This window comes from Bacillus sp. 1A, from assembly GCF_052682215.1.
Genome location: NZ_JBQYLZ010000001.1, coordinates 1,878,907 through 1,899,892, shown reverse-complemented (window position 1 = coordinate 1,899,892; position 20,986 = coordinate 1,878,907). Strand labels below are relative to the sequence as shown.

Genomic DNA, 20,986 nt, shown 5'->3' with positions numbered 1-20,986 from the left:
AAGACTGCGTTTAAGCTTTACTCTTCCGATACTCATCTACACTATCCGTTACACTTTGCAATAAAGAATTTACATACTGTGGGTCAGATAATTTTTTATCTTCTTCAGGATTTGACATAAACCCAAGTTCTAATAGTACACCAGGTACTTTGGCCCAATTAAATCCAGAAAGATCATCCCTGAATTTAATTCCATTTACTTTCACTTGCTGATTCTCTCTCATTTTATTTACAATCGTTTGAGAGATTTGAAGACTTTCAGCATAAATCTCTTTCGTGTACGGACTTCCTTCTGCCGGCGTTAATACAGCAAATCCACTTTGATTCTGATTTTCAGAACCATCTGCATGAAGACGTAAAAATAAATTCGCCTTATGATCATTCGCAAATGTCGCGCGTTCTTTATTACTTATATCCACATCTTGTGACGTTCTCGTCATTAATACTTGTATTCCCTTTGCTTCTAACTTTTCTTTTAATACGGAAGCCATTTCTAATACAAGAACAGCCTCTCTTTTTTTCGTCACAACACCAGTTGTACCATCTGTCACTTTATATTTTTGCGTCGTTGCTCCTGGCCCGATCGGCTCCAAATTTAAATTTGCTTTTTGTTGATGCCCCGGATCAATAACAACAAGAAACTTTCCTTGTTGTTCATTACTCTCTACTTTTTGTTCATTATTTTGCAGCGGTTGCTCAGCTGGCTGCACTGGCGTAGCTTCCTCTTTCTTCTCCTCGGCCGGCACTTCCTCCTGCTTATGCTCCACTTGCTCATTCGTTTGAACTGCTTGCAGTTCTTCTTTCTTTTCTTGTTCTTTCTGCTGCTTTTCTACCGGTGCGTCTTCCTTGTTATCTTTGTTTGTTTCCTGCATAGAAGATGTTACTTCTTTTTTCGGCTCTTCTTGCGAACAACCTCCCATATATATTCCAATGAATGCAATCATGCTCATTATTTTTATATACTTCATGTGTTTCTCCCATCACTTTGCACCGGTCTCAAAGTTTTTCTTATAATTGTTTTATAATCTCATCCATATTTCCAATATGAACGGGTTGCCACGTTTCTGTACCACGCTCTGCGGTATAGACTAGATAAGCATCATCAACTACATTTACGAAAACAGGATCCCCCATATCTGTTTCATATCCGATAACAATCCATTCTTCTTTCCATTTTCCATGTTCTTCACTTATTAATGAATTTTTATGTTTATCATATCGATAACCGATTTGTCCTTTTTCTAATTCATTTTCACTAAACAAATATATTTCATAGGAACCTAACTCGATATCTTGTTGTTTTGAAGTTTCAATTCGTTTCAGAAGTTCTGCGATTTTTAGTTGTTGTTTCATACGTCTATCCCCTTCTTTTTTCTAAATTTTAACTAGATTGTTTATAAAATACAATATAGTTTTTGAGAAAAAAGGTGATATCCTTATAATATGAACGATTTTTTGAATATATCTGTCACAACTCGCAATATATCAACGATTTTTCAAATATATCTATCACAACTTGCAATATATCAACGATTTTTTGAATATATCTATCACAACTTGCAATATATCAACGATTTTTTGAATATATCTGTCACAACTCGCAATATATCAACGATTTGACACATAATATCGACTTACCGACAAAAAATGATAAAACAAAAAGAGAGGTTATCCAAAAGGACAACCTCTCTTTTCTTACATCAATTAAAATTTGAACTCTTGTCCAACTTCAAAGCTATCTTCTAATACAAGAATACCTTTTTCTTGTGGAGCATCTGGAAGCTCTAATTCACGTGCTGAACAAATCATTCCAGAAGAAGGAACACCGCGAAGTTCAGCTGGTTTAATTAACATACCGCTTGGCATTACAGCGCCGATTTTTGCAACGACAACTTTTTGTCCTGCATCAACGTTCGGTGCGCCACATACGATTTGTAATGTTTCTGTACCGATTTCTACTTTACAAATGTTTAACTTATCAGCATTTGGATGCTTCTCTTTTTCAGCTACATAGCCTACAACAAATTTTGGAGAAAGATCTGCTTCTACTGTTTCTTCAAAGCCGTTCTTCGCTAAAATTCCGTTGATTTTTTCTACAAATTCTTTCGTTAATGTTAAGTTACCTGTTTCTTTTACTTCTAAGTAAGAAGACGCATTAAAGATGTTGAACCCTGCTGTTACATTGCTTTCACGATCGTATACGCGTGCAACATCTCCTTTGCGATCAAAAGTACGGTTCTCTAAAGTAATATCTTGTAAGGCAACAATTAGAGTGTCACCAATTCCTTCAAGGTTGTAAAAAACGTTCACTTCGTTCATCCTTTCTCTTTTCCATCTGTCTTCTTCCGATTTTTCGCTAAAATAAAGATTGGCTCGAAGTCTCCATCTTCATATACGAATGAAAGTGATGTAATCGGAACATGCCCTTCGGCAAAAAATTTCATTGTCATTTGTGCAATAATATCATAACCGATTTCGTTGACGATATCAGCAATAATTAATACATCTTGGTGAGGAACAGCAACAACCATGTCACCAGAAATCTTTTCACGCATCGATTGTAGTAACGATTCGTTTAAAATACGCGTCGCATCATACCCATCATTTGTGTTTAAAAAGTAGAATGTATTCCCTGCTACTGTTTCTTGTTTAAATTCATAACCTAATGAGCGAGCGTTGAATAATGCCATTTCACGCACTTGTTGCTCTGTAAGTTCTAATTTTTGTAATAGACGCTCATCAATGAGTCGATACGTTTTATTCGAATCTAACGCGTAGTAAATACGTGTTTCCGCCGTATGATCCGTCATAATAAACGGATTTCCTTCTTCTGCTTGTTTCGGGAAAGAAGTAGAGCGAATAACAGGTAAAATTTTCGCTGCGCTATTTTCTTCTTTATGCATCGCAATTAACGCTTCTTGTACGTAATAAGCAACCTCTTCAATTGCTTTTTCTTTGTTCACTTCCCATTTTGCCACAACTCCTGGAAGCGATACGTTAATACCTTTTTTCGAGTCTTTTTGTTCTATACGTAGAACTTCTTTCTCGCTATCATACTGAAAGTCCCATTCTGGGCGAGATAATTTCTTCATTAACTCGTCTTTCATCTTTTTACTTGTCATCTTCATCTCTTGTTCCTCCCTTCCAAAAAAATAACCTCCCCCGCGAAGGTAGAGGTTGTTTTACAATTCAATTGGCAAATTGCCTTATTTTAAACCTTCAATGAACTCTTCGATTTGTTCTTGTGTTTTACGATCTTTGTTTACATAGCGACCTGTTTCTTCACCCTTATTGTACGCTACAAAGCTCGGAATGCCAAATACGTCTAATTTTACGCATAGATCAATAAATTCATCACGATCTACATAGTAAAATGAGAAATCACTATATTTCTCTTCTACTTCTGGCATAAACGGGTCTACAAAACGGCAGTCTGGGCACCATTCTGCTGAGAACATAAAGACTACATTCTCTTCATTTTTCAATTGTTGGAATTGCTCCATGCTTTCTAATGATTTCATCTATATTTCCTCCTCTAACGAGTGCTTTTTTTCATGTTATAATCTTTCTTTTATACTACCATACATCGCGCATGGTGCAAGGTTTATGCTTGCTTTTCGTCATACTTATATTGCCCAACAAGTAACTTAACAACGTGTACAAATAATTCCGTGCGGTCGACATAATCATCTGTAAAAATACCGATAGCACCTTCGTGACTACGAATATCTTTTCTCTGTACAAACTCTTCCATCACTTCACTTAACTCTTTGCCATCTTCAAGAGGTGCTAAAAAATCATCTGGTAACTTAATACGTGCACCGCCTGCAACGAATGTTTTACCGGTACTTGTTGCTAGCGCGCCCCAGTTACACATAAATAAACCGTGCTCCGTTTTCATTACGCCACCTTCTAATCCAATACCAATTTGAGCTTCTCCTTCTTGTAGCGCTCGCTTCGCTCTATTAACCGCTCCTTGCATCGTCTCTTCATCTGTAAACGGCTGGTTTGCTACCCCTGAAGGAACAGAAAGAGATGTAATTGTAACATCTTTCCAAACCTTCTCCACAGCACCAACTTTCGTTTTATTCTTCGATCCAACTACTACTTTCATTTCGTTCACCTCTATAAAAATTTATCATTTTGTTCCATCCAATATCCGCTTCGGCACAAATTAAGTACCAACCACTATCACACACCACAGTGGAATCCCTTCTACCTATAAAAGAAGATGGCTTTCCACAATATTATTGGTCCTAAACAAAAAAAACAGGCTTCTTCTTTCTTCCTACCCGCGGTCTTAATACACCATTCGAGCACCTATTAAGCACTAACCGCCACCACACACCGCTGGTTCATCTATTCAACCTAAAAAAAGAAGGGTTTTTCGCCCTTCTTCTCCTACGCATTATTCTTAATTGTCTCTAACGTCGTTTTATCCGTTGCTCTTACAAGCTTCGTAATGAGTTCTTTTGCTGCCGCATAATCATCAACATGTAAAATAGAAGCATGTGTATGAATGTAACGTGCGCAAACACCAATTACTGCTGATGGGATACCTGAGTTACTTGTATGTACACGGCCCGCATCTGTACCACCTTGTGAAATAAAGTATTGGTACGGAATGTTGTGTGTTTCTGCTGTATCTAAAATGAATTCGCGCATTCCTCTATGTGTTACCATCGTACGATCGTAAATACGAAGAAGGGCACCTTTTCCTAATTGACCGAACTGCGTTTTATCACCAGATGCATCGTTTGCTGGACTTGCATCAAGCGCATAGAAAATGTCTGGTTGAATCATATTTGCAGCAGTTTGTGCACCGCGAAGACCAACTTCTTCTTGTACAGTCGCACCAGAGTATAATGTGTTTGGTAATGTTTCGTCTTTTAATTCTTTTAATAATTCGATTGCAAGGCCACATCCGTAACGGTTGTCCCAAGCTTTCGCCATAATTTTCTTTTCATTTGCCATCCGAGTAAACGGACAGATTGGCACGATTTGTTGTCCTGGTTTTACACCAATCTCAATCGCATCTTCGTAACTATCTGCACCTATATCAATTAACATATTTTTTATATCCATCGGTTTTGCACGTTGCGCGTCACTTAATAAATGAGGAGGAATAGAACCAACAACCCCAATAACAGGACCATTCTTCGTCATAACTTGTACACGTTGCGCTAATAACACTTGACTCCACCAGCCGCCTAACGTTTGAAAACGAAGCATCCCGTTTTTCGTAATTTGCGTAACCATGAAACCTACTTCATCCATATGACCTGCTACAAGAACACGTGGGCCAGTTTCGTCCCCTTTTTTCAGACCAAATACGCTACCTAAACCGTCTTGCACAATTTCATCCGCATATTTGCTTAATTCTTGCTTCATAAAACGGCGTACATCATGTTCGAAACCTGATGCACCTTGTAATTCTGTTAACGTACGAAATAATTGTAATGTCTCTTTATTCACGAAGTCCCCTTCTTTCAAACCTTAGTAGAATACCTCTTTTATTGTAACGAAATTTTCGAAATGTTTCTAGTTTCTTCTTTTTTAGCTTTATTTGCTTTATAATTATTATTGGTACACTATTTTTATTTTATAGAATTGAGGTGAATATATGAGCTGGAAAGGTTTAGTAGCAGGTCTTGGCGTTGGGTTCGCAGCTGGTTATCTTGTTGCAAACAAAGTACAAGAACAATCCCATATTTCTTCAGAAAAAGCATTGAAAATGGTGAAACAAGCATTAAGTCATAAAGGTGAAATTACTGGCTCTTGGGTACATATGGTTCCAGAGACATTTGAAAAATATGATGTCGCATACGAAGTTTATCGTGGCGGTCTTACAACGATGTTAGATGATATACAAGAACGATTTGAATTTTTAGTTGATGCTAAAACAGGTACTGTTTTAGAGGTTATAGCAGCATAAAAAGGAGGGTTCCCATTAGGTGAACCTCTTATTTTTTAATTGTGGATAGTAATTGAAATTATATCGACTTACCGACAAAAAACGAAAAGGAGACTGCTCCAACAGACTGCTGGAACAACCTCCCCTTTTTTATGCTTCTACACTCGTTTTCCGCTCTATTTTTTCTACAATATGCCCTTCCTCATTCCATTTTACTGCACGGTAATATGCATCATGATAAAAAGTAAACCATGCTCCTTTTTCAGCGCCGTACTCCATCCACTTTTGCTTATTTTCAATTGATGTCATTGGATAATCATCGTATGCCATTACCCATAGTACATTTTGATGTGCGTGCGTCGGCAATAGGTCTGCTAAATGAAGCATCGTTTCACCTTTGCTTTCTAAAGCAATAACTGCATGTCCATCACTATGACCACCTGTATGCGCCATTTTTATTTCATCCGTAATTTCTATTTCTTGCTGGAATGTAACAACTTGATCTACAATCGGCTCCCAATTTTCCTTCCAATATGTATTGCGTGACCTGATATTTGGGTTCCTCATTTCATTCCATTCCGTTTCGCTTACGTAAACTTTCGCATTCGGAAACGATGGTACAAGGTGATCACCTTCCCATTTCGTTAAACCAGATGCATGATCAAAATGCAGGTGTGTCATTAAGACGTACTGAATATCTTCAGGTTTTAAATCTAATTTTTCTAATGATTTATAAACCGATGACTCTTCTGTTACACCTTGATTTCGCTTCATCTTCTCATTCAATTTACCGTTTCCTATTCCGGAATCAATGAGCATATTACCGTCTTTCGTTTGCAAAAGTAACGGATCTGTTCGTAAATAAATATGATTTGTATCATTATGTTTATATTTACGTGACCAAAGCATTTTCGGTACAACACCAAACATTGCTCCTCCATCTAAATGTGTGTTCCCGCCTTTTAGCCACGTCACTTTTATATCTCCAATTTGTAACTGTTCCATTTTTCATCCCCCTTTCTTTTTAATATTAACATAAAATTCCGATTATTTTAGTTACAAAAAACCTATGCATTACTGCATAGGCTCTGTGCGATATTTTGCTTCAACTCGGTAAATACGATGACCTTTACTTGAGAATTTCTCTTCGTATTCTGTCATAATGTTTCCTTCATAATCACTATTATGAAGATCTAGGCTCAGGTAAGTTAATAACATACCATACTCAGCCATACTCATTAGAGAGTATTCAAATAAACCTTGGTTATCTGTTTTGAAATGAATTTCTCCGCCTTCTACTAACACTTCTTCATAATTGCGTAAAAATGTTTTATACGTTAAACGACGCTTCGTATGACGATTCTTCGGCCATGGATCTGAGAAGTTTAAATAAACGCGGTCAATCTCACCTTTTGCAAAGAAAACTGTTAAATCTTCAGCATCTTTATTAATTAACTTTAAGTTCGGTACTTCTTCTTCAATTAATTTATCAAGTGCATCTACAACAACACTTGTGAATTTTTCAATTCCAATATAATTAATATGTGGATTTGCTTTTGCCATATCATACATAAAGCGGCCACGACCTGTACCTACTTCAATATGAATTGGTTGTTCATTTCCAAATACTTCTTTCCAGTTACCAGCGCGCTCCTCTGGGTTTCCGATTACGATATGTGAATACTCATTAATTCGATCCATTGCATATGGTTTATGTCTTAAACGCATAGATGTCTCCCTCTCTTTACATAGCTATTTTAAAGGAATAATTCCTTCTCTCTGTTTTAATCAATCTCCCAAACAAAAAACCAAGTACGTACGAGCACTCGGTCCGTTTCTTTCAAGTATAAGATGTACCATTTTGATAAAAACTACATACAGCATTAAACATTCCATGACGAAACAGCTTTTTCTCGTACATTTGAAGAGAAAAACAATCGAAAGGATGATCCGTTCATGCCAATTAATCAACAACATCAATTAGAAGTGCTGAAAGATATTTTAGTCAATCACCAAAGTGATTGTTGCGGGACAGTTTCTGAATGCGAGCAATTAGAGCGTCTCATTCAATCGTTACTCGCAAACGATAGTATAAGTAGTGACGCTAAAGCAATGCTAAACGATGTATATTCTTATAGTCAATCGGGTAAATCTTCCTCTAATTTGGACAACCACATTTCCAATAATCAAGAACAACTTACTCAGTGGATTGCTGGAATGGACAATTTTTCTTAAGTATTACTCTGAAGCAAGTAGTTGCTGTAAATATTGATGCCAATATTCAGCTTCTGCTTGCTGTTTTTTTGTTGTGTGCCATTGCATAGACAAAATCGTTTGTGCTATTACATACCATCTCATACGCCTAAGCAGCGATTCATCCATTTCAATATCATAATATTCGAGCCACTCGCTCCATTCGTGGCGCGGAATGTACCAATATAATAACATACCAAGGTCTAGAGCTGGGTCAGCAATTACAGCTCCATCCCAATCAATTAAAAACAACTCATTTTCATCCGACAATATCCAGTTGTTATGGTTCACATCACAATGGCATACAACGAATTCATTGTGTTCAATATCTTTTAATGAATCCATTAAATATTGAAGGCCTTGCTGAATTGTTTCATCATCCCTTATATCTCCTCTTAAAACAAGTTGCAGTTGTTGTAATAACTCTTGTGCGTGAAGCGGCTGCTTCCCAAGTCTTTGAATCATCTGTACAAGCGCTTTAGAGGAGTGTATTTTCTTCAAAAGTTTCGCAACACGTTCTAGTTTCATATCCTCTGGCTCTAGCTTCTGTCCCGGAAGCCATTTTTGAGCAGAAATTACATCACCGTTCGTTACCCTTCTTGTCCAAAGTAATTTTGGAACAATTCCTTCTGCTGACAATACCGCTAAAAAGGGCGATGTATTCCGCTTTAAAAATAACTTCTGTTGTCCGTTTTGCGCAATATACGCATCGCCCGTTACTCCACCAGCCGGTACAAGACTCCACTCTTTTCCTAATAATTGTTCCAACCATTCCATATTCATTACCCGTTAACAAATCCTTATCTTTTATAGTTATGAAAAGAAAAACCGCAACATTTCTACACATGTTGTGGATTCATATATTTTACTGTAAATGAAAAGAAAACTTGGCATAAGCCAAAAACTCTCTATTTTATTTTACAAAACCAGTCATAGAATGACAACTTATCAAAATCGTCACCTTTGTCAATTCTACATTTATTACATTCTCATCGTCAAGTAGCGATTTGTCACATTATCGTCAATATATACGTGCTAATTGGAGCCAGCTGAAGTTCCTTTCCTCTAAATGAAGAAATTGGCTCTATTTTCGCTTGCTTTTCGTTTACTAACACATGCCACGTTTCTTCTTTCGGAAGTTGCACCGTTTTAGCTTCTAAACCGCTATTAAATAAAACTATAATCTCTTTCCACGGTCCAAACGATTCTGCATGCCCTAAGTGATATGCAAGTACTTCTGGAGAGGTTTGCAAAAAAGTCATGTGCTTTTTTATAAGGTCTGCGTTTTGTAATCGGAATGCTCCGTGCTCTTTACGAATCGCAATTAAACCTTTTATATAGTTAACGGTCTCTATCTCGTTCTCTTTTTGATCCCAATCTAATTGATTAATTTCATCATTTGCATTATAACTATTTTCATTTCCTTGCTTCGTACGATAAAACTCTTGCCCAGCATGTAAGAAAGGAATACCTTGCGAAAGAATCACCATTGCGCTCGCTAGAAGGTGACGTTTTTTCAAAATCTCTTCTGGCTCTTCATTACTCCGCATTAGTTTATCCCACATCGTCATATTGTCATGACATTCTACATAGTTAATGCTTTGCACAGGCTCTAGAAACAGACCTGTTTCTTTCATACTCAAAAGACTTCCCGATGCTATATATTGCAAATGATTACAGTCTACATGCCCACCAAATGCAAAACCACGTTTATTTATATGAAAGGTACTCCCTTTTATCCCATCACGAAATTGATCATTAAATTGCGCAATATGCGGCATTTTCTTTGCATTATTTAACGTTGCTTTTTCCTCTAGAGGAAGTGGTGTTTGTAGCTCCCACCCTTCTCCTAATAACAATGCATCTCGCTTTATGTTTCGCACTTCTTTTTCTATTATATTCATTGTATCGACATCTAAAATTCCCATTAAGTCGAATCGGAATCCATCAACATTGTATTCAGTAAGCCAATATAAAATAGACTCTACAATGAATTTCCTCATCATTTTCCGTTCAGATGCTATATCATTTCCGACTCCCGTCCCATTAGAAGGCATACCATCTTCACCATGACGAAAATAATATCCTGGGACAAGCTTTTCAAATGATGATAGCTCTCTTTCATACACATGATTGTATACAACATCTATAATCACCCTAATGCCGTGCTCATGAAATGTTTCAATTAGTTGCTTACACTCTACTATCCTGTTATACGGGTCAGAAGGGTTTGTAGCATAAAATCCCGTAGGCGCATTGTAATATAATGGATTGTAACCCCAATTATATGCAGAAGAAGGATTCACCTCATCTACACCACCGAAACAATATAAAGGCAATAATTCAACATGTGTAACACCCAAATCTTTTATATGAGACAAGCCTGTTAACGTTCCATTTCGCCCTGTTGTCCCTTCTTCCATTAGCCCTTTATATGTTCCTTTTTTACTCACTCCACTGCCCTTATGAATAGTGGCATCACGAATATGCAGTTCATACAGTATGGCATCTGTCATTGCGTGTAATGGTGGTAATTGCTCTCGTCTTGTTACATTTGTCTTTTCCAAATCGATAACAACGCCGTACGTCCCATTTACAGTCACTGACTTTGCGTAAGGATCCACAGCTTCATTCCATATTAAATTAATACAAACAAGAAATGTATACTTTGCTCTGGCTAAATCGCCTTGTAATGTATGAGTCCAAACCCCATTTTCTCCTCTATGCATTTCATGATCGGTATATTCTTTATCACTTTTATAAATCCTTACTTTCGCAAGCCTCGCAGTTGGAGCCCATACTTTAAATGTCGTTGCTTCTTTTTGATACACGGCTCCTAAATCTGTACCTTCGTAGTAATACTTTTCATCGAAAATCGCTGTTCTTATGACAGCACCTATTTGTAAATCTGTTTCTTCATTCCGTTCATCTCGTACTGTATAATACTTCCCCACATCTAGCGGCTCTTCTATAAAGCACTCATACTTCGTTGCATCCGGAAGCGCAATTGTATGAGAAATCGGTAAATCTTTCACGTTACTTCCTTCTTGCAAACGAAATGTCCGGCTTGTTCCATACGCGTGTGGGAGCAAAATTGTAATTTTATTCATTTCATCTAAATAGGCATCAAATGGACGTTTTACTTTCAACATAAAAAAATCACCATCATTCTTAAAATTAAATGAAACGAGCTGCAAATGATAAGGCTTTTCTTATCAGCAAGGCTCTATACAGTAACACATTATTCTCTATAGTATATTCACCTGTATAAAAAACGTTTTCATACATTCTATTTTTGTAATTTTATTTCAGCAATCGCTTTATACTTCGGTGTCTCCTTCACATGAGATTCGTATAAAGTAATCGTATCCGCTTGAAATGATATTTCAGGCACTTCCTTTATATGTTCTAAATCAAACTTCTCTTCTCCTACCCATTTACGAGCAACAGTAATATGCGGATGATACGGGCGCGCTTCTAAAGAAAATCCATTCCCTTCACAAATAGCGTGCACTTGCTTTTGTAATTGAAACAAATCGTAATTCTCACTTACCTTCGCCCAAAAAATACGCGGTCTATCTTCCATACCGAACGTTGAAAACCCTTGTAATGTGAACGATAGTACTTTCGTTTCTGTAAGGGTTTGTAATCCATTCTTTATTCCTTCTAATTGTTCCTCTGTCGCACTCCCTAAAAATGAAAGGGTAATATGATAGTCTTCTTTATGTACCCACGAGCGAAATGGTAATTCCTCTTTCATTTCCTCTTTATAGTTAGACAGCACTTCTTTTATATGATTTGGTAACGTAATCGCGACAAAATAATGCGGCTCCATGTACATCTTCTCCTTCTTTCTATTGTTGCTTTTCTTTCTTATCTCATTCAATTAAATAGAATCAAACTTCCCTACAAGTCTAACCAAGTTAAGGTCGCGTTAATAAAATGAAACTTTAATCAGTGGGGTTTTGTCCATCCCCTACTGATTATCAGCCCTCACCAATCGGGCTTTTACGGGCAGTTGATCCCCACCTAACTTCTTCGCTTTCGCTAAATTTTAAGGTGGGGGGCTTACTGCCCGTTAATGCGGGATAAATGAAATTATATCGAAATCTCGACAAGGGATATCGACTTAACAACAAACGCTACGTAACAGAAAACCGTCCCAAAATATGTATTGGGACGGCCTCTTCTTATTTATATATCCATTACTTCGCTAATTCATGAATTGCTTGCGCGTAAATTGCTGTCGCTTTTAATAAGTCTTCAATTTCAATGTACTCGTCTTTTTGATGCGCAAGCTCTTCTTTTCCAGGGAACAACGGACCAAACGCAACGCCAGCTTTCAATGAACGAGCGTAAGTACCGCCGCCAATTGCTAATAGCTCTGCTTTTTCACCTGTTTGTTCTTCATATACGCGTTGCAACGTACGAATTAACACATGATCTTTATCAACGTGATGCGGGCGAGAGTTCGAATAGTCTGCTACCGCAAATCCATGAGTACCAACATACCCTTTTAACTTCGTGATCATTTCTTCAAAGTTAGTCGTAACTGGATAACGTACATTTAATCCTAAATTGCCACCATTCTCTTTCGTATAAGAAAGGCGACCAACATTCACAGTTAATGGTCCGCTAATATCGTCTTTATAAGAAATACCAGCTTTCTCTCCTAAAATATCTCCTGTAAATGTTTCTGTTACAAACGATGCAAACGAAGCCCCTTTTCCATCAAGAGCAACTGTAGTTAAGAAGTTTGCTAGTAATAAACCTGCATTCTCGCCCTTCTCCGGAGTAGATCCGTGAGCTGAAATCCCTTTAATTTGCAACGTCACCGTATTACCTTCTACAATTGCTTCACCTATTTTTTTAGCAGTTTGTAAATACTCTTCATATGCTACTGTAAGTGCATTTACATCTTCTCCTGTAATAATCGCTTCTGCAAAATCAGGAACCATATTTAAACGGCGACCTGATTCAAATGAAACAAGTTCATATGTACCTTTCTTCTCTTCACTACCACTTTGCACAACTTGTATATCAGAAATTCCTTTTTCTGCATTAATAATTGGAAAATCTGCGTCTGGCGCAAAACCGATTGTTGGCATTTCTTCGTTTTTAAAGTAGTGATCTACACATTTCCAATTGCTTTCCTCATCTGTTCCTAAAATCATACGAACGCGCTTTGAAAGAGGTAAACCTAATTCTTTTACAATTTTCATCGCATAATAAGCTGCCATCGTTGGGCCTTTATCGTCAATTGCACCGCGTGCAAAAATCTTTCCGTCGCGAATATCTGCGCTATATGCGGGAGTCGTCCAGCCATCTCCTTCTGGTACAACATCAACGTGACAAAGAATACCTACTAACTCTTCTCCTTGTCCCATTTCAAGATGACCTGCATACCCTTCTAAATTTTTAGAAGCAAAACCTTCAGTTTCTCCTTTATGTAACATGAAAGATAAAGCTTTTTCTACACCTTCACCGAATGGTGCGCCCTCTTTCGCTGATTCTTCTTCCCATACACTTTTAATTTGTAAAAATTGTTGTGTATCACGAATTAAATCATCTTTTCGTTTTGCAACTTCTTCTGTCCAATTAATCGCTGACATCACGCATCCATCCTTCACTATATTGTTTCTTTCATCATAACAAACCGAAATCTCTTATGCCATATACGAAACTCAAATGCCTAACAATTGTAATATTTCAGATATTTCCCATTAGTTTTTCTTTTATTTTTCTAAAAAAATTTGCAGGAATTTGGCGTTTTACGTAGAATTTTATGTGTTAGTTGACTGACCATATATAAAATGTCAACTACCAATATTTTTCTATATGAATATTTGTTAAACTTTTGTAAAATTTAAGTAGATTAAAGCATGAATTTTATCATGTAGAGTACAATGGTAGTAACGACCTTCTTTCCTGAATGGGGTCAAAAAAACTAGTAGAGGAGTGGTTTTCTCTTGAAACCTACAACTACTCGTATGCTAACACGCATTAAATCAATTTATATGTACATCAATGAAAACGGAACGGTAACGACGAAAGACCTTGTAGATGAGTTCGGGATCACACCACGAACGATACAACGTGATCTAAATGTGTTGCAGTTTAATGAACTCGTGTATAGCCCTTGCCGCGGTAAGTGGACAACAACAGGAAAGAAAGTGAGAATGACCTCATAATGAAAAAATAATTGTATGTAAATAAATACATACCCCTTTCTAACTCATTAGAAAGGGGTCTTTTCTGCGCCAAAAACAGCACTATTTCTCAGTATCTACTTGATATGTTTTTAACATTTCTACTTCTTCATCTGATAGCTCTCGGTATTGTCCAAGTTCTAGCTCTTCATCTAATACTAATGGTCCCATCTCTGTTCTCTTTAGGTAGACTACTTTTTTCCCTACCGCTTCAAACATACGCTTCACTTGATGGAACTTTCCTTCTGTAATCACAAGCTCGATTTCAGAAATCTCATCGCTTTTTAATATTGTAAGTGCACCTGGCTTTGTTTCATAGCCATCATCTAAAATGACACCTTTAGCAAACTCTTTTACATCCTCTTCTGTTACTACTCCTGCAACGTGTGCATAATATTTTTTCGGCACATGCTTTTTCGGAGATAACAATTGATGTGATAACTTCCCGTCATTTGTTATCAATAAGAACCCTTCCGTATCAATATCAAGTCGTCCAACTGGGAACGGATCAAAGATTGCGTCTTCTAACTCTAATAAATCTATTACCGTTTCATGATTATCATCTTCTGTCGCTGAAATAACGCCTTGTGGTTTATGCAACATTAAATAAACAAACTCTTTATATTCCACAACTTCTCCGTGAATCATAACTTCTTGCTCTTCTACATTTACATGAACCTTCGCATCTTTCACTGGCGTTCCATCAATTTTTACAACGCCGTCTTTCAATAATTTCTTTACTTCTTTTCTACTTCCATATCCCATATTTGCTAATAATTTATCTAATCTCACGTTTTTCACCTTCTTTATTTATCATAGAAAAGGGGACGTAATTACGCCCCTTTTGATTTCAACTTTATTTTGAATCTATTGCCAAGTTTACGTTGGACTTTCTCTAACGCTTCTCCGCCAAATACTCGTTCAAGTACTCCTGTGCGAATTGCTAACAATCCGTACACAAGACCACCGATACCTGCACAAACCACAACTGTAATAAGAGCACCCATTCGGCCATCAGGCGAGATCATGAAGGACAGAGTCCATTGTGATAACTTTACAGCAATGACCATTACAAGTGTTAATACTGCAATTTGGAAAGTTCTCTTATATACAACACCAAATGAATAGTGTACATGTTTTTTGATTTGTCGATTCGTATACCATACAGAAGCTAAGAATCCGACTGCTGTTGCTAAAATCGCTCCAACTGTACCGAAATAACGAATAAAGATTACGTTACATACGAATTTCAAAATAACACCCATAATAAGCGCGACAATCGCATGTTTTTGTTGATTGATTCCTTGCAGAATTGCTGCTGTTACTGTAAATAAAGCGAATAACAACGCAACCGGTGCATACCACATTAATACTTGTCCACCTAGTGGATCTGAGTCATAGAACGCAGTATAAATTGGATATGCAAGTGTTGAAATACCGACAACTGCTGGCAATGTTAAGAACATATTTGCCTGGAATGTTTGTGTAATTTGTAACTTTAAATAACGGTATTGTTTTTCAGTAAATGATTTTGTAATCGCTGGTACGAGCGTTAAACTAAACGCTGTTGCAAGCGATACAGGAATCATAATTAATTTATGCGTCCACATTGTGAAAATACCGAGAGCTCGCTCTGCAATATCCCCTTGACCAATCGCTTGCATAATTGAGTTAAATGTCAATGTATCAATTTGTTGATATAAAGGAATTGTTAACCCAATTACAACGTAAGGAATCGCATATGCAAATAATTCTTTAAATAATTGAACCGTACTCACTGTCGATTCTGGTACAGTTTGTTCAATTAAATATTGATCCAAATGTTTTTTACGTTTTAACCAGTACCAAATGAGTACACCGAGCGCTCCAACTGCTGAAACGAACGCAGCAAATGTCGCTACCCCAACTGCTGTTGCAACTGTACCGCCAAGTACTTTAATAACGATAAAACTACCCGCTAATAAAAAGACGATACGAATAATTTGTTCAATAATTTGCGAAACAGTAGTCGGTCCCATCGATTGGTGACCTTGGAAATAACCACGAATTAAACTCGCTGCTGGTACAACAATAAGTGCAAAACTTACAAGACGAATAATCGTCGTAACTTCTTCTACATTACTGTGTATACTTTGTTTACCAAGCATTGCTTCTGCAAACAGTGGCGCTGTCATGTATAGAACTAGGAACGAAAGAACTCCTGTTACTATCATCATAACCATTCCCGAACGGAACATTCTCCGGCTCGTTTTATAATCGCCAAGCGCATTATATTTGGAAACAAATTTTGAAACAGCAAGCGGCACCCCTGCCGTTGCAATACTTAAAAAGATCGTATATGGAATGTATCCATATGTATAGAGCGTTCCGCCTTCTGTACCTACTAATGCATGAAACGGAAAGACGTAAATCATGCCTAAGAACTTTACTAAAAATGTCCCTAACGTAACAATAAGCGTTCCGCGCAGAAATTTCGAATCGGACATACAAAAATCCTCCTACATCTACATAAAGTGAAACTTTAATCAGTGTGGGTGTTCTTCCCTACTGATTATTAGTTGAACTATTCGAGCATTTATGGGCTACCAAATTCCCTTTTTATTTCTCTTACATCTTAAGTTTTTGTCTTATTGCCCACAAATAGCAGGATAGTGCTGAACTCTAACTTTTGTATTGTACCACAATTCTCTCCTTAAGCAGTACTTCACTCTATTTTTCTTTTAAGGGAAAACATGCTATTCTTTTAGGCAGGAAATGTAGAAAATGAGGTCGATATATTATGCATTATGATGTTATTGTCATCGGCGGCGGGCCTTCTGGGCTAATGGCTGCAATCGGTGCTGCAGAAGAAGGCGCAAGTGTCTTACTTCTTGATAAAGGAAATAAACTAGGGCGTAAACTTGCGATTTCTGGTGGTGGCCGTTGTAACGTAACGAACCGTCTACCACTTGATGAGATCGTTAAACATATACCAGGAAACGGTCGCTTCTTATACAGCGCTTTTTCTATTTTCAATAATGAAGATATTATTACATTCTTCGAAAAGCTTGGCGTGCAACTAAAAGAAGAAGATCATGGTCGCATGTTCCCTGTATCAAATAAAGCACAATCAGTAGTAGACGCACTTTTAACACGATTAAAAGACTTAGGTGTAAAAATCCGTACAAATACACCTGTTGAAACGATTGAATATGAGAACGGTCAAACGAAAGCTGTAGTACTGCAAACTGGCGAAGTGTTAGAAACGAATCACGTCGTTATCGCTGTTGGTGGAAAATCTGTTCCTCAAACTGGTTCTACTGGAGACGGATATGCTTGGGCTGAAAAGGCTGGACATACTATTACAGAATTATTCCCAACAGAAGTACCAATCCTTTCAAACGAACCATTTATTCGTGATCGCTCCTTACAAGGTCTTGCTTTACGCGATGTAAACTTAAGCGTATTAAACCCGAAAGGAAAAGCTATCATTTCTCACAAAATGGACATGCTCTTCACTCATTTCGGCCTATCTGGTCCTGCCGCTCTTCGTTGTAGCCAATTCGTCGTGAAAGCACTGAAAAAGTTTAAAACGAATACGATTCAAATGAGTATCGATGCATTGCCAGAAGAAAATAGTGAACAACTATTCCAGCGCATGCTGAAACAAATGAAAGAAGATCCGAAAAAAGGAATTAAAAATGTATTAAAAGGTTATGTTCCTGAACGTTACTTCCTATTCTTATTAGAAAAAAATGAAATTGATGGCAGCGAACAAGCTGGACAAGTTTCTCACGAGAAGATTCGTGCACTTGTGAAAGACTTTAAAGAGTTTACTGTGAATGTAAATGGTACGCAATCAATTGAAAAAGCATTCGTTACTGGTGGCGGCGTATCCGTTAAAGAAATTAACCCGAAAGAAATGTCTTCTAAATTCACGAACGGCGTATATTTCTGCGGAGAAGTTCTTGATATTCACGGTTATACTGGCGGCTATAATATTACATCTGCTCTCGTTACTGGTAGAATTGCCGGAACAACAGCTGGAGAAAACGCGAAAATGCAATATTAAAAAGAAACAGGGCTTCCTGTTTCTTTTTTTAGGTATATGAAATTATATCAGCGATTCTACAATTGTATCGGCGATTCCTCGAATATATCAGCGTTTCTACAACATATATCGGCGTTTTCTTAAATATATCGACTTACCGACAAGGAACGACAAATATACGCTCCTCCTGACTTCCCATTGCTTTTTTGTTGCTTTATATACCTTAGTACCTTTATATTTTATATTGTTGAATATTTAAAAAAGGGTAAGGGGAAAAAATATGAGAAAAAAAGTCATGATGTCTTTAATGCTAATGACGTTTCTTTCTGCGGTAGAAGGAACGATTGTTAGTACAGCGATCCCTCGTATAACGAGTGATTTGTCAGGCGTCGAACTTGTTAGTTGGGTATATGCAATTTATATGCTTGCAACAGCTGTTTCGACTCCAATATACGGAAAGTTGGCTGATTTATTCGGCCGTAAAAAAGTTTTACTCATCGGAGCTACAATCTTCTTAATCGGTTCTGCGCTTTGCGGAGTCGTTACATCAATGGAACAATTAATCTTCTTCCGTGCTCTTCAAGGTATAGGTGCTGGTGCTGTTATGCCGATCACAATGACGATTATTGGAGACTTATATAGCGAAGCGAGAGACCGCGCGAAAGCACAAGGTTGGATGAGTGCCGTTTGGGGTGTATCGGGTGTTATCGGACCGTTAGTCGGTGGATTTTTAGTTGATTCTCTATCTTGGCGTTATATTTTCTTCTTAAACGTCCCATTTGGAATTATCGCTTGCTTAATGATCGCCATTTACTACAAAGAATCTATTAAGCCCGCTAAACACCATATCGACTATCTTGGTGCAACAGTCTTCTCATTAAGTACGATCGCTCTACTATATGCATTATTAACAGGTAGCAGTAAGCAAAACTGGGGCGACATAACAATTATCGGCCTATTAATCTTCGCCGTCGTTTCATTCATTATTTTCTTATTCATCGAGAAAAAATCTCCGGAACCATTAATTCCGCTAGCACTTTTCTCTAACCGTACATTATCTACAATAAACATATTAACGCTCATTGCTGGCGCAATGATCATTAGTATTACAATGTACCTTCCAATTTGGAGCCAAGGTGTATTAGGAAAAAATGCGACAGAAGCTGGACTTATTTTAATGCCAATCCCTGTTATGTGGACATTTGGCGCTATTTTCTCTGGTAACTTAGTAGGCAAATTAAAAACGAAACAAATCATTTTACTTGGAGCTAGCATTTTATCAGTCGCTACGTTCTTATTATTTACATTATCAACAAATTCACCATCGTTCCTTATTTATGTAGCAGTCGGATTATTCGGATTAGGAATGGGGCTTGTGACACCGATTTACATGGTAACAATTCAAGCAGCCGTACCAGCTCATACACGCGGAACAGCCGTTGGTTTAAACACATTTATTAATACATTTAGCCAAACGTTAGGTGCTGCAATCTTTGGCACAATCTTTAATACGATGATTCATGCACGCGGTATTCAAAACCTTGATCTTGTATCTGGTGGCGGACACGGAGGAACTACAGCAAACGTAGTAACCGAATCGCAATCCGCATTAGCATCAAGTGTACACGTCATTTATATGAGTACTTTCGTATTAGCAGTATTTACACTAATTATCGCTTGGATTTTATTGAAACCAGCTACTCAAACAAGTGAGCAATAATAAAGAGGATGACCATCTCGGTCATCCTCTTTTTATTCTTCATTCTCCACAATATGTTTCAGCATAGATAATTTATTATCCCAAAAACGTTCATAATATGAGAGCCACTGTTGTAATTCCTCTAATGGTTCTGGATGCAAACGATATATCTTCTCTCTTCCGCTTTTTCTTCCGCTTACTAAATTCGCTTCCGAAAGAATATGAAGGTGCTTTACAACCGCAGTACGACTCATCGGAAAATGATCCGTTATTTTGGAAATCGGTAACTCTTTATCACTTAATAACCGTATTACTTCTCGGCGGGTTGGATCAGCAATTGCTTGAAATACATCATATTTCGCTGCTGATGAAGACACTTAGCCTTCAACAACCTTTTTCAGTTTTTCATTTACAATCGCTACCCAGCCGCCACTCATTCTATCGCGAATAATAGAGCTCTTCGCATTCGCTTTCGGAAGAATTTCATCAGGATGTTTCCAGCCGCCGTGAATTAACGTAAATTCTGTTTTATTATCTCCTAGGTCTTTCAGATTAAATGAAACGACCCAGCCATCTGTATCCCATGAGAAAGATAGATGGTTTGGTTCATCAATTTCTAACACTTTACATGGGGATGGGCCAAATGGTGATTGCACATGAAATTCATGTCCTACCTCTAATGCAAAATCATTCGGCATAAACCATGACGCAATCCCTTCTGCAGTTGATACTACATTCCATACTTTTTGAATAGACGCGTTAAAAACGATCGTTTGTTTAATATCATTTAATGTATTTTGTTGTTCCATTTTCATTCTCCTTTATTCGGTAATTAAATATAACACCTTTTGGTTACACTTCGATAATATAACACCTTTTAGT

Annotated in this window: 22 protein-coding genes; 5 read left to right on the top strand and 17 right to left on the bottom strand. The window is 37.4% G+C overall.

What is annotated here, in order from left to right; translation table 11 throughout:
- Positions 1–10 precede the first annotated feature (10 nt).
- The 7 genes from ACUN0F_RS09530 to ACUN0F_RS09500 form a co-directional block, all read right to left on the bottom strand.
- Positions 11–967 (bottom strand): N-acetylmuramoyl-L-alanine amidase, encoded by a 957-nt coding sequence (locus ACUN0F_RS09530; RefSeq protein ID WP_264463233.1) that lies wholly within the window; start codon positions 965–967, stop codon positions 11–13.
- A gap of 40 nt (positions 968–1,007) precedes the next feature.
- Entirely contained in the window at positions 1,008–1,352 is a 345-nt protein-coding gene (locus ACUN0F_RS09525) for a hypothetical protein (protein ID WP_000813282.1), read from the bottom strand.
- Positions 1,353–1,703: 351 nt separating this feature from the next.
- Entirely contained in the window at positions 1,704–2,318 is a 615-nt protein-coding gene (gene ytpR / locus ACUN0F_RS09520) for a YtpR family tRNA-binding protein (RefSeq protein ID WP_001006767.1), read from the bottom strand.
- Entirely contained in the window at positions 2,315–3,127 is an 813-nt protein-coding gene (locus ACUN0F_RS09515) for a DUF1444 domain-containing protein (protein ID WP_000784602.1), read from the bottom strand. Before ACUN0F_RS09515 ends, ytpR begins: the two co-directional genes overlap by 4 nt.
- A gap of 78 nt (positions 3,128–3,205) precedes the next feature.
- Positions 3,206–3,520 (bottom strand): thioredoxin family protein, encoded by a 315-nt coding sequence (locus tag ACUN0F_RS09510; RefSeq protein ID WP_000838193.1) that lies wholly within the window; start codon positions 3,518–3,520, stop codon positions 3,206–3,208.
- An 83-nt stretch (positions 3,521–3,603) separates the two neighbouring features.
- On the bottom strand, positions 3,604–4,113 hold the full coding sequence (locus ACUN0F_RS09505) for a DUF84 family protein (protein WP_000869958.1): 510 nt from the start codon (positions 4,111–4,113) through the stop codon (positions 3,604–3,606).
- 287 nt (positions 4,114–4,400) lie between these two features.
- Positions 4,401–5,474 (bottom strand): M42 family metallopeptidase, encoded by a 1,074-nt coding sequence (locus tag ACUN0F_RS09500; protein WP_445539423.1) that lies wholly within the window; start codon positions 5,472–5,474, stop codon positions 4,401–4,403.
- A 148-nt stretch (positions 5,475–5,622) separates the two neighbouring features.
- Here ACUN0F_RS09500 and ACUN0F_RS09495 point away from each other — a divergent pair, with 148 nt between their 5' ends.
- Entirely contained in the window at positions 5,623–5,934 is a 312-nt protein-coding gene (locus tag ACUN0F_RS09495) for a PepSY domain-containing protein (protein WP_000118541.1), read from the top strand.
- A 129-nt stretch (positions 5,935–6,063) separates the two neighbouring features.
- Here ACUN0F_RS09495 and ACUN0F_RS09490 read toward each other — a convergent pair whose 3' ends face one another.
- Entirely contained in the window at positions 6,064–6,918 is an 855-nt protein-coding gene (locus ACUN0F_RS09490; RefSeq protein WP_445539422.1) for a YtnP family quorum-quenching lactonase, read from the bottom strand.
- 69 nt (positions 6,919–6,987) lie between these two features.
- Positions 6,988–7,641 carry a tRNA (guanosine(46)-N7)-methyltransferase TrmB gene (trmB, locus tag ACUN0F_RS09485; protein ID WP_001239384.1) on the bottom strand — a complete coding sequence of 218 codons (654 nt, stop codon included), beginning with the start codon at positions 7,639–7,641 and terminating at the stop codon, positions 6,988–6,990.
- A 228-nt stretch (positions 7,642–7,869) separates the two neighbouring features.
- Between trmB and ACUN0F_RS09480 the strand changes: the two genes are divergently transcribed.
- Complete coding sequence (locus ACUN0F_RS09480; protein WP_001122236.1) at positions 7,870–8,148, top strand: YtzH-like family protein; 279 nt, start codon at positions 7,870–7,872, stop codon at positions 8,146–8,148.
- Between the two features lie 3 nt (positions 8,149–8,151).
- On the opposite strand, the gene ACUN0F_RS09475 is transcribed toward ACUN0F_RS09480, so the two are convergent.
- From ACUN0F_RS09475 to pepV, 4 genes are all read right to left on the bottom strand, one after another.
- Complete coding sequence (locus tag ACUN0F_RS09475; RefSeq protein ID WP_445539421.1) at positions 8,152–8,949, bottom strand: phosphotransferase; 798 nt, start codon at positions 8,947–8,949, stop codon at positions 8,152–8,154.
- A 227-nt stretch (positions 8,950–9,176) separates the two neighbouring features.
- The gene (gene pulA / locus ACUN0F_RS09470) at positions 9,177–11,318 is read right to left on the bottom strand and encodes a type I pullulanase (protein WP_445539420.1); all 2,142 of its coding nucleotides are present in this window, start codon (positions 11,316–11,318) and stop codon (positions 9,177–9,179) included.
- Between the two features lie 137 nt (positions 11,319–11,455).
- Positions 11,456–12,001: an RNA 2',3'-cyclic phosphodiesterase gene (thpR, locus tag ACUN0F_RS09465; RefSeq protein WP_445539419.1), complete on the bottom strand. Its 546-nt coding sequence runs from the start codon at positions 11,999–12,001 to the stop codon at positions 11,456–11,458.
- Between the two features lie 370 nt (positions 12,002–12,371).
- Positions 12,372–13,778 carry a dipeptidase PepV gene (gene pepV / locus ACUN0F_RS09460; protein WP_097856809.1) on the bottom strand — a complete coding sequence of 469 codons (1,407 nt, stop codon included), beginning with the start codon at positions 13,776–13,778 and terminating at the stop codon, positions 12,372–12,374.
- A 357-nt stretch (positions 13,779–14,135) separates the two neighbouring features.
- Between pepV and ACUN0F_RS09455 the strand changes: the two genes are divergently transcribed.
- Positions 14,136–14,357 carry a DeoR family transcriptional regulator gene (locus tag ACUN0F_RS09455; RefSeq protein ID WP_000805512.1) on the top strand — a complete coding sequence of 74 codons (222 nt, stop codon included), beginning with the start codon at positions 14,136–14,138 and terminating at the stop codon, positions 14,355–14,357.
- 81 nt (positions 14,358–14,438) lie between these two features.
- Here ACUN0F_RS09455 and ACUN0F_RS09450 read toward each other — a convergent pair whose 3' ends face one another.
- Together ACUN0F_RS09450 and ACUN0F_RS09445 are read right to left on the bottom strand one after the other, a co-directional pair.
- Entirely contained in the window at positions 14,439–15,167 is a 729-nt protein-coding gene (locus tag ACUN0F_RS09450; protein ID WP_001234944.1) for a pseudouridine synthase, read from the bottom strand.
- A 41-nt stretch (positions 15,168–15,208) separates the two neighbouring features.
- Positions 15,209–16,861 carry a putative polysaccharide biosynthesis protein gene (locus ACUN0F_RS09445; RefSeq protein ID WP_264463115.1) on the bottom strand — a complete coding sequence of 551 codons (1,653 nt, stop codon included), beginning with the start codon at positions 16,859–16,861 and terminating at the stop codon, positions 15,209–15,211.
- Between the two features lie 293 nt (positions 16,862–17,154).
- Between ACUN0F_RS09445 and ACUN0F_RS09440 the strand changes: the two genes are divergently transcribed.
- Positions 17,155–18,426 (top strand): BaiN/RdsA family NAD(P)/FAD-dependent oxidoreductase, encoded by a 1,272-nt coding sequence (locus ACUN0F_RS09440; protein WP_000558876.1) that lies wholly within the window; start codon positions 17,155–17,157, stop codon positions 18,424–18,426.
- Between the two features lie 259 nt (positions 18,427–18,685).
- The gene (locus tag ACUN0F_RS09435; RefSeq protein WP_075311134.1) at positions 18,686–20,125 is read left to right on the top strand and encodes an MDR family MFS transporter; all 1,440 of its coding nucleotides are present in this window, start codon (positions 18,686–18,688) and stop codon (positions 20,123–20,125) included.
- 32 nt (positions 20,126–20,157) lie between these two features.
- Here the strand turns inward: ACUN0F_RS09435 and ACUN0F_RS09430 are convergent, their stop codons facing one another.
- Both ACUN0F_RS09430 and ACUN0F_RS09425 read right to left on the bottom strand, forming a co-directional pair.
- On the bottom strand, positions 20,158–20,481 hold the full coding sequence (locus ACUN0F_RS09430) for an ArsR/SmtB family transcription factor (protein ID WP_000098837.1): 324 nt from the start codon (positions 20,479–20,481) through the stop codon (positions 20,158–20,160).
- On the bottom strand, positions 20,482–20,913 hold the full coding sequence (locus ACUN0F_RS09425; RefSeq protein WP_000437758.1) for an SRPBCC family protein: 432 nt from the start codon (positions 20,911–20,913) through the stop codon (positions 20,482–20,484).
- Positions 20,914–20,986 lie beyond the last annotated feature (73 nt).